Raw genomic sequence first — 546 nt, forward strand, 5'->3', positions numbered from 1 at the left:
AGTAGCCTGGACACAAGAGAAACCACTCTCTGTCCTCTTGGGGATGGCGGATATCCCGCAGGCCCAGAAGCAGGAAGCTGTCTCTATCAATCTCTCCAAGGATGGTCATATCCTTCTCTACGGAAGTCCGGGTACAGGAAAGACCACCTTCCTTCAGACAGCTGGGATGGACTTGGCTCGCAAATTCAGTCCCAAGGCTCTTACCATGTACTTGATGGACTTTGGTACCAATGGTTTGGCTCCATTGTCCAAGCTTCCACAGGTGGCGGATACCATGCTTTTGGACCAAACAGAGAAGATCTCTAAATTTGTACGAATCATGGAGAGAGAACTCAACCGTCGTAAGAAACTCCTTGCGGACTATGGTGTTGGAACCTTGGAACTCTACCGTCAGGCCAGTGGTCAGGAAGAGCCGGCTATCGTCATCCTCTTAGATAGCTATGAGGCCTTCAAGGAAGAAGCCTATGAGGCGGAACTCTTCAAGCTCTTGGTGCGTATCTCTCGTGAAGGTCTCAGTATCGGGGTTCACCTCTTGGTGACAGCCGG

The 546-nt window shown here is 50.9% G+C and carries 1 protein-coding gene; it reads left to right on the forward strand.

The window, feature by feature from the left end; translation table 11 throughout:
• A partial coding sequence (locus tag HMPREF3057_RS03200) for an FtsK/SpoIIIE domain-containing protein (protein ID WP_257370747.1) occupies positions 1 to 546 on the forward strand: 546 nt, incomplete at both ends.

The sequence above is a fragment of the Streptococcus sp. HMSC072D05 genome, from assembly GCF_001815805.1.
Lineage (GTDB): Bacteria > Bacillota > Bacilli > Lactobacillales > Streptococcaceae > Streptococcus.